Annotated in this window: 9 protein-coding genes; 4 read left to right on the top strand and 5 right to left on the bottom strand. The window is 57.6% G+C overall.

What is annotated here, in order from left to right; genetic code table 11:
- Positions 1–350, bottom strand: a 350-nt coding sequence (locus EA20_RS0114340; RefSeq protein WP_024967485.1) for a beta-propeller fold lactonase family protein, incomplete at its 3' end; no start/stop codon positions are given.
- Positions 351–498: 148 nt separating this feature from the next.
- On the opposite strand from EA20_RS0114340, the gene EA20_RS0114335 reads away from it, so the two are divergent.
- A complete protein-coding gene (locus tag EA20_RS0114335) occupies positions 499–1,317 on the top strand; it encodes a pyridoxal phosphatase (RefSeq protein WP_024967484.1) in 819 nt (272 codons plus the stop codon).
- Here the strand turns inward: EA20_RS0114335 and modC are convergent, their stop codons facing one another.
- The 4 genes from modC to EA20_RS20370 all read right to left on the bottom strand — a co-directional run bounded on the left by modC (position 1,318) and on the right by EA20_RS20370 (position 4,133).
- Positions 1,318–2,376, bottom strand: coding sequence for a molybdenum ABC transporter ATP-binding protein ModC (gene modC, locus EA20_RS0114330; protein ID WP_024967483.1), 1,059 nt, complete (start codon positions 2,374–2,376; stop codon positions 1,318–1,320). It lies immediately after the preceding gene.
- Positions 2,376–3,065, bottom strand: a complete 690-nt coding sequence (gene modB, locus EA20_RS0114325; RefSeq protein ID WP_024967482.1) for a molybdate ABC transporter permease subunit — start codon at positions 3,063–3,065, stop codon at positions 2,376–2,378. The genes modC and modB overlap by 1 nt, the downstream gene beginning before the upstream one ends.
- Positions 3,062–3,835, bottom strand: a complete 774-nt coding sequence (modA, locus tag EA20_RS0114320) for a molybdate ABC transporter substrate-binding protein (protein ID WP_024967481.1) — start codon at positions 3,833–3,835, stop codon at positions 3,062–3,064. The genes modB and modA overlap by 4 nt, the downstream gene beginning before the upstream one ends.
- A 145-nt stretch (positions 3,836–3,980) precedes the next feature.
- The gene (locus EA20_RS20370) at positions 3,981–4,133 is read right to left on the bottom strand and encodes an AcrZ family multidrug efflux pump-associated protein (protein WP_024967480.1); all 153 of its coding nucleotides are present in this window, start codon (positions 4,131–4,133) and stop codon (positions 3,981–3,983) included.
- A 144-nt stretch (positions 4,134–4,277) separates the two neighbouring features.
- On the opposite strand from EA20_RS20370, the gene modE reads away from it, so the two are divergent.
- The 3 genes from modE (at position 4,278) to galT (ending at position 7,941) form a co-directional block, all read left to right on the top strand.
- Positions 4,278–5,057, top strand: coding sequence for a molybdenum-dependent transcriptional regulator (gene modE / locus EA20_RS0114310; RefSeq protein ID WP_024967479.1), 780 nt, complete (start codon positions 4,278–4,280; stop codon positions 5,055–5,057).
- Between the two features lie 76 nt (positions 5,058–5,133).
- Entirely contained in the window at positions 5,134–6,606 is a 1,473-nt protein-coding gene (gene modF / locus EA20_RS0114305; RefSeq protein ID WP_024967478.1) for a molybdate ABC transporter ATP-binding protein ModF, read from the top strand.
- A gap of 288 nt (positions 6,607–6,894) precedes the next feature.
- Positions 6,895–7,941 (top strand): galactose-1-phosphate uridylyltransferase, encoded by a 1,047-nt coding sequence (galT, locus tag EA20_RS0114300; protein WP_024967477.1) that lies wholly within the window; start codon positions 6,895–6,897, stop codon positions 7,939–7,941.
- Position 7,942 lies beyond the last annotated feature (1 nt).

Below are 7,942 nucleotides of genomic sequence, written 5' to 3'. Positions count from 1 at the left end.
CCCGGCAGCCCATCCGTACCAACGGGCGTCACGCTGACGCAGGCGTCGTTGTAAGAGCCAACAAAGATAAAACGCCCCTCGCGATCGGTGGAGATATGCGTCGGGCTGCCGGGCAGCGACGCCTGGCCCGCCTCTTCCAGCTTCCCTTCCGCGTCGATCCGGTAAGCCACTACCCGGAAATCGGGACGGACGCCCACGTAGAGAAACTGTTTATCGGGACTGACCACCATCGGCTGCACCTGTCCTGGCGCATCGATAACCTGCAACAGCGACAGCGCGCCGTCATCATTCAACTGCCAGGCGTGGATCTGGTGGCTTTCCGGGCTTGCGGTATAAACGACTTGTTTCATGAATTCTCCTTTTTCTGGGTAATCGGCCTGTGGCAAAGCGTAGCGCGTTTTAACACCCTGCGTGGGGGAATTGTGGCGCATCATTTTGTCAGTCTCACCACAAGGTGTACACTCACCGGCTCTTGTTTAGCCACTTCCGGAACTGTTTATGAGTTATCGCATTATTGCGCTGGACCTGGACGGCACCCTGCTGACGCCGCGCAAAACCATTCTTCCCGAGTCGCTGGAAGCGTTACAAAAAGCCCGCGAGGCGGGCGTGAAGATCGTTATCGTCACTGGTCGTCATCACGTCGCCATCCATCCTTTTTATCAGGCGCTGGCGCTCGATACACCTGCAATCTGCTGTAACGGCGCTTATTTGTATGATTATCCTGCAAAAAGAGTGCTGGATGCCGATCCGCTGCCGCAGGATCAGGCGCTCGCAGTGATCGATATGCTGGATGCCGAAGCGATACACGGCCTGCTCTATGTTGACGATGCGATGCTCTATCAGACTGAAACCGGTCACGTGGCCCGCACCATAAACTGGGGACTGTCGCTGCCCGAGGCGCAGCGTCCGGTATTCCGTCAGGTTGAAAGCCTCAAAGAAGCGGCGAAAGCGGCGAAATCAATCTGGAAGTTTGCTCTCTCGCATCCCGATACCCGGGCGCTACAGCAGTTTTCCGATCGCGTGGACAGAGAGCTGGGACTGGCCTGTGAATGGTCGTGGCACGACCAGGTTGATATCGCCAAAGCGGGCAACAGTAAAGGCCGGCGTCTGGCACAGTGGGTAGCCTCTGAAGGATTAGAGATGCGCGACGTGCTGGCCTTTGGCGATAATTACAACGATCTCAGCATGCTGGAAACCGTCGGCCTTGGCGTGGCGATGGGCAACGCCGACGAGGCGATCAAAGCCCGCGCCGGACGGGTGATTGGTACCAATCTGGAGCCAGGCATTGCGGAAACGATCTACCGGGAAATTCTCTGATCAGGGCGTAATCGAGACGCTTTTGATCTGAGCAAAGAGCCACATCCCTGGTTTTATCATCAGTTCATCGCGGGCCCAGGGCGTGATCCGCGCCCAGAGCTCGCTCTGCCCCACCAGCAGCTTCACTTCAATCTGGTCATCAACCTCCAGCAGCTCCGCCACCTGAGCGGGGATAACGTTACGAATGGTGGTATTCACCGGCGGCTGAAGCACCAGGGAGACATCGGCAGACTGAATGCGGATGCGCAGCGCCGTTTTTAGCGGCGCGTTAACGCGGCTGACCCAGATATGCTGATCGCCCAGCGACAGCGCTGTCATGGCGTAGCGGGGGTGCTGCTCCAGCACCTGTACTTTCAGCACGCTGCTCTGCTCCGGGCGCGGCAGCCAGCGCCGCATCGCGTTGCTGGACCAGACGCTTTCCAGCGTACCAAACGCTTTCACTTTCCCCTCGTCCAGAACCAGCACGTGCTCCGCCAGATGCAGGATTTCATCCAGGCTGTGGCTGACGTAGAGGATCGGTATCGCCACCTGCGCCGCCAGCTTTTGCAGATAAGGCAGCAGCTCGCGTTTGCGTGGCAGATCCAGCGAGGCGAGCGGCTCATCCATCAGTAACATTTCCGGCGCGGTCAGCAGCGCACGACCAATCGCCACCCGCTGTTTTTCACCACCTGAGAGCGAGGCAGGATAGCGTGAGAGCAGCGGCTCCAGCCCAAGCAGACCGACAAGAAGGTCAAACTTAGGCCGCATACTTCTGGCCATGCCATATGCCAGATTCCCGCGCACGCGGTAGTGCGGAAAAAGACGGGCATCCTGAAAGACGTAGCCGACACGCCGTTTTTCCGGCGGCAGATAAATGCCCGCACCGGCGTCGCATAGCACCCGATCATTAAGCAGGATGCGCCCCTCTTGTGGGCGGGTAAGGCCACCGATAGCATTAATCAGCGACGTTTTGCCCGCGCCGGAAACGCCAAATACCGCCGTAATGCCCTTTGCAGGAAGCTGGGCATTAATCGTCAGGGTATGATCGCCAAGGCGCTGAGTGAAATTCAGATCTAACATTATCCCCCCAACCTTTTGCGGCCCCAGCGGGTGAGCCATTCTGAGAGCAGTAGCGAACAGAGCGCCAGCACGATGGCAATCACGCAGAGGCGAGCCGCCGCATCTTCCGCGCCGGGCGTTTCAATCAGCGTATACATTGCAGAAGGCAGGGTTCTGGTTTCGCCGGGAATATTGGAAACAAAGGTGATGGTTGCGCCAAACTCGCCGAGCGAACGGGCAAAGGCCAGCACCGTTCCCACGATAATGCCCGGCAGGGTTAGCGGCAGCGTGATGGTGAAAAAGACCCGCCAGCGTCCTGCCCCCAACGTGCGGGCGGCCTGCTCCAGCCTGCCGTCCACGCTTTCCAGCGACAGACGAATCGCGCGCACCATCAGCGGAAAAGCGATAACCGCTGAGGCCAGCGCCGCGCCGCGCCAGCTGAAGGCAAAGCTGAAGCCAAACCAGGCATCCAGATACTGGCCGATAACACCGCGCCGCCCAAAGCTAATCAGTAAAATGTACCCCACCACCACCGGCGGCAGCACCAGAGGCAGATGGATCAGGCTGTCCAGCAGCGATTTGCCCGGAAAACGGCAGCGAACCAGAATCCATGCCATTAAAATGCCGAACGGCAGACTGAACAGCACCGCCACCGAGGAAACTTTTAAACTGAGCGCGACGGCCTGCCATTCAGGCTCACTGAGGATCATATTTCAGGCGTAAATCCATAACGTTTGAACACGGCCGCGGCTTCCGGCCCTTTCAGATAGTGATAAAAAGCGGTGACGCCAGGGGAGTGCTCTCCCTTTACCAGCGCCATCGGATAGGTAACCGGCTTGTGGCTCGCTTCCGGAAACACGCCGACGACGGCGACCTTTTTACTGACAACCGCATCGGAGCCGTAAACAATGCCGTAAGGTGTTTCGTTGCGCTCCACCAGCGCCAGCGCGGCACGGACGCTGTTACCGCGAGCCAGAACCGGCGACAGCGTATCCCAGGCACCCAGACTTTGTAAGGCCTCTTTCGCATAAATGCCGGCCGGCACATGATCAGGATCGCCCACAGAGAGGCGCTGCCCCTTCAGCAAACTTTTCCAGTCGGTCTGCGCCGTAATCGCTACGGGTGCCGGATGACTTTCCACCGGCGCTATCAGCACCAGATCGTTGCCAAGCAGCGTATAGCGGCTGACTTTATCTATCGTATTTTTCTCTGCCGCATAATCCATCCACTGCTGATCGGCAGAGATGAAAAGATCGGCAGGCGCACCCTGCTCTATCTGCCTTGCCAGCGTCGATGAAGAGGCGAAAGAGGAGACAATTTCCACCTCATTGTGCTTCTGATACTCAGCAGCGATCTCGCCGAGCGCATTGGTTAGCGACGCCGCCGCAAAAACGGTGATTTTTTCGGCGGCTAGCGCGTTCCCCGCCAGAAAGAGGCTGAGTGTGACGCCGATAAAAGCATGGAGCCGTTTTACAGACATAGTGATCTCCTGTTAATCGTTATATAGGAAATAATATAACGATTACCAAAGCGCTGTCTTAACGAATATCGGCAGGAATGAAAGAAAGTTGAGCGGGAACAGGAAAAAGACGCGCCCGGCGGAAAAGCCGGGCGAGAGAGAGAATTTACTGGCGGTTTTTTGCAGGCTGGTCGCGGTGACCGATTTTAGAAATCACGTTGAACACTTCGCCCAGTCCGTAAATCAGACCGAGGATAATCGCCATCACCACAGGGACCATCAGGATCGCTTCGGCAAGGCCTAACAATAATTCCAGCATAGACGCCTCGATTGCTGAACAAAGAAGTCATTGTAACCAGCATAGCGAAAAGTGCACTGACCTTTTGTGCCTTTTACCGGTTTTTACGCTGGGCCGCCTGAGCGTGTACAATTCTGATCAATCACGCTTTCTCAAGGAGCTACCATGCAGGCCGAACTTTCTCTGATCCTGAAACTACAGCAGCGGCTGTTCGCCGATCCGCGACGGATTGAACTACTGAAGCAGATCCAGCATACCGGCTCTATCAGCCAGGGCGCAAAGCTCGCCGGTATCAGCTATAAAAGCGCGTGGGATGCCATTAACGAGATGAACACGCTGGCGGATCGGATGCTGGTTGAGCGTGCTACCGGCGGTAAAGGCGGCGGCGGCGCCAGCGTGACGCCCTATGGGGAACGGCTTATTCAGCTCTTTGCGCTGCTGGAACAGATCCAGCAAAAGGCCTTTGACGTCTTGCAGGATGATGTGCCGCTCGGCAGCCTGCTGGGCGCTATTGCCCGCTTTTCGCTGCAAACCAGCGCCCGTAACCAGCTTTATGGCACGGTGGTAAAGCGGGATGAACTGCCTGTGCAACAGCGCGTTGAAGTGCTGCTGGCGGACGGTGCCACTCGCATCGTCGTCGCGCTGACCGAACAGAGTGCAAACCGGCTGGCGCTGACCAGCGGTAAAGAGGTGCTGGTGCTGATCAAAGCGCCGTGGGTGGATGTCACGACCGACGCTTCCGACGCCGACAATCAGCTTAAAGGCGTCATCGCAACGCTTGAGCCGGGAGAGACCCACAGCGAAGTGCTGATCGCGCTCACCAGCGGCGAGACGCTCTGCGCCACCCTGAGTAATGCGCGCGTCGCAGAGCAGGCGCTGAAAACCGGCCTGCCGGTGACGGCACATTTTAACGCCGACAAAGTGATTATCGCGACGCTGATCTGAATCCGCCCCCTTCCATTTGACATTGTTGCCAGCGCAGCTTATTACTCAGGTTACAATGCATATAATGGAACGAAAAATGTTAACGTTGCAAATTTCGCAAGGCACGTTTCACCTTAGCGCTACCCGCACGCTGACGCTGCCTGACCTCACTCTCCGCGCGGGCGAAAGCTGGGCCTTTGTCGGCGCGAACGGCAGCGGAAAATCGTCACTGGCCCGCGCGCTGGCAGGCGAACTGACGCCAGCCAGAGGCGCCGTAAACTCTGCCTTCATCCGGCCTGTTCGCCTGTCGCTGGAACAGCTACAACGGCTGGTTGCCGAAGAATGGCAGCGTAATAATACCGATATGCTCAGTCCGGGCGAGGAAGATACCGGACGCACTACGGCAGAAATCATTCAGGATGAGGTGAAAGATCCGGCGCGCTGCCGGACGCTGGCAGCCCTGTTCGGTATCACCGCCCTGCTTGAGCGCCGCTTTAAATACCTTTCTACCGGCGAAACCCGCAAGACCCTGCTCTGCCAGGCGCTGATGGCCAGCCCCGATCTGTTGATCCTGGATGAACCTTTTGACGGTCTTGACGTGGCTTCCCGCGCTAATCTGGCCGCGATACTGGCCGATCTTCATCAACAGGGGCTGACGCTGGTACTGGTACTCAACCGCTTTGACGATATTCCTGCCTTCATTGACCAGGTAGGCGTACTGGCAGAATGCACGCTGATGCCGCCCGGCCCACGCAAAACGATCCTGGCAGATGCCCTGGTGGCGCAGCTGGCCCACAGCGAACGGCTTCAGGGCATGTCACTGCCCGAAGCTGACGACGCGGCGGACAAAGCCAGGCTACCGGATGGCGTGCCGCTGGTGGTACTGCGTGATGGGGTCGTCTCCTACGACGATAAGCCAATCCTTAATCATCTCAGCTGGCAGGTCAGCCCTGGCGAGCACTGGCAGATTGTCGGCCCTAACGGCGCGGGTAAATCTACCCTGCTCAGCCTGGTGACGGGCGATCATCCTCAGGGCTATAGCAACGATCTGGTCCTGTTTGGCCGGCGGCGCGGCAGCGGTGAAACCATCTGGGATATCAAACAGCATATCGGCTACGTCAGCAGCAGCCTGCATCTGGACTACCGCGTCAGCAGCAGCGTGCGTAACGTGGTGATTTCCGGCTTTTTCGATTCGATTGGCCTTTATCAGGCGGTGTCCGACCGCCAGCATTTTCTGGCCGACCAGTGGCTGGAACGGCTCGGTATGGGCGGTGCGCTGGGCGAAACGCCATTTCACAGCCTCTCCTGGGGACAGCAGCGGCTGGTGCTGATCGCACGGGCGCTGGTCAAACATCCTGCCCTGCTCATCCTTGACGAGCCGCTGCAGGGGCTGGACCCGCTTAACCGCCAGCTGGTACGGCGTTTTGTCGATGTGCTGATTGATGAAGGCGACACTCAGCTTCTCTTCGTTTCCCATCATGCGGAAGATGCACCAGCATGCATCACTCATCGTCTCACTTTTGTGCCGGAAGGGAATAGCTACCGCTACCAGCAGGACGTTTTATCCTGAAAGGATGAGAGCCGGACGCGCCCGACGAATCGGTGCCGCTACGATGCGGGCGCGTTCAGCAAAAGTGCAAATTCATTATTCGCTCAATGTGCCCATGTAACCGCTACCATTAAATCATCAATCATTCCTGCTATTTATGGACTAAACTGGCTTTAGCGCTGAAACTTCAGAATATTCAGCTTGTGTAAGCGATTCCATTTATACAGACTCGATCACGCTTTATTTCGTTACGCTGTGCTATTTTTCTTGAAAGCTATCGAGGCATTAAGAAGGTTACCAGGACTCAACATGCAAAAATTTAATCCGGTCGATCACCCCCATCGCCGCTATAACCCACTGGCCGATCAGTGGATTCTGGTTTCACCCCATCGGGCCAAACGTCCGTGGCAGGGTGCTCAGGAAACGGCCTCTCAGGAGAAACTGCCCGCGCACGATCCCGACTGTTTTCTCTGTCCCGGCAATACGCGGGTGACTGGCGATAAAAATCCCGATTATGCGAGCACCTATGTCTTCACGAACGACTTTGCCGCGCTGATGACGGATACGCCAGACGCGCCGGAAAGCGACGACATCCTGATGCGTTGTGAAAGCGCGCGGGGCACCAGCCGGGTTATCTGCTTTTCGCCAGACCACAGCAAAACGCTGCCGGAACTTTCCCTTTCCGCGCTGGAAGATGTGGTGAAAACCTGGCAGGAACAGACGGCCGATCTGGGACAGCACTATCCCTGGGTGCAGGTGTTTGAAAATAAGGGCGCCGCGATGGGCTGCTCTAACCCGCACCCGCACGGCCAGGTCTGGGCCAACAGCTTCCTGCCTAATGAAGCGAAGCGCGAAGATGATCTACAGCGCGCCTATTTTGCCCGTCACGGTTCGCCGATGCTGGTAGATTACACGGCGCGCGAGCTGAAAGATGGCAGCCGTACCGTGGTCGAAACCGAGCACTGGCTGGCCGTGGTGCCCTGGTGGGCGGCCTGGCCGTTTGAAACGCTGCTGCTGCCCAAGGCGGCAGTCAAACGCCTGCCCGATCTGTCAGAGGCGCAGCGGCAGGATCTGGCGCTGGCGCTGAAAAAACTGACCAGCCGCTACGACAATCTGTTTCAGTGCTCTTTCCCCTACTCGATGGGCTGGCACGGCGCGCCTTATAACGACGACACGAACGATCACTGGCAGCTACATGCGCATTTTTACCCGCCGCTGCTGCGTTCCGCCACGGTACGCAAATTTATGGTCGGCTATGAAATGCTGGCTGAAACCCAGCGTGACTTAACGGCGGAGCAGGCAGCCGAGCGCCTGCGCGCCGTCAGTGATATCCATTTCCGCGAGACGGGAGCATAAC

This window comes from Pantoea sp. IMH (assembly GCF_000599885.1).
Lineage (GTDB): Bacteria > Pseudomonadota > Gammaproteobacteria > Enterobacterales > Enterobacteriaceae > Erwinia.
Note: the sequence above shows the minus strand (reverse complement) of the source record. Positions and strands in the feature narration are given on the sequence as shown.

Bases quoted from the DNA above. Each gene is read 5' to 3' on its own strand.
- EA20_RS20370 (WP_024967480.1), bottom strand. From the start codon at position 4,133: ATGCTGGAATTATTGTTAGGCCTTGCCGAAGCGATCCTGATGGTCCCT.
- EA20_RS0114335 (WP_024967484.1), top strand. From the start codon at position 499: ATGAGTTATCGCATTATTGCGCTGGACCTGGACGGCACCCTGCTGACG.
- modC (WP_024967483.1), bottom strand. From the start codon at position 2,376: ATGTTAGATCTGAATTTCACTCAGCGCCTTGGCGATCATACCCTGACG.
- modA (WP_024967481.1), bottom strand. From the start codon at position 3,835: ATGTCTGTAAAACGGCTCCATGCTTTTATCGGCGTCACACTCAGCCTC.
- modF (WP_024967478.1), top strand. From the start codon at position 5,134: ATGTTAACGTTGCAAATTTCGCAAGGCACGTTTCACCTTAGCGCTACC.
- modE (WP_024967479.1), top strand. From the start codon at position 4,278: ATGCAGGCCGAACTTTCTCTGATCCTGAAACTACAGCAGCGGCTGTTC.
- modB (WP_024967482.1), bottom strand. From the start codon at position 3,065: ATGATCCTCAGTGAGCCTGAATGGCAGGCCGTCGCGCTCAGTTTAAAA.
- galT (WP_024967477.1), top strand. From the start codon at position 6,895: ATGCAAAAATTTAATCCGGTCGATCACCCCCATCGCCGCTATAACCCA.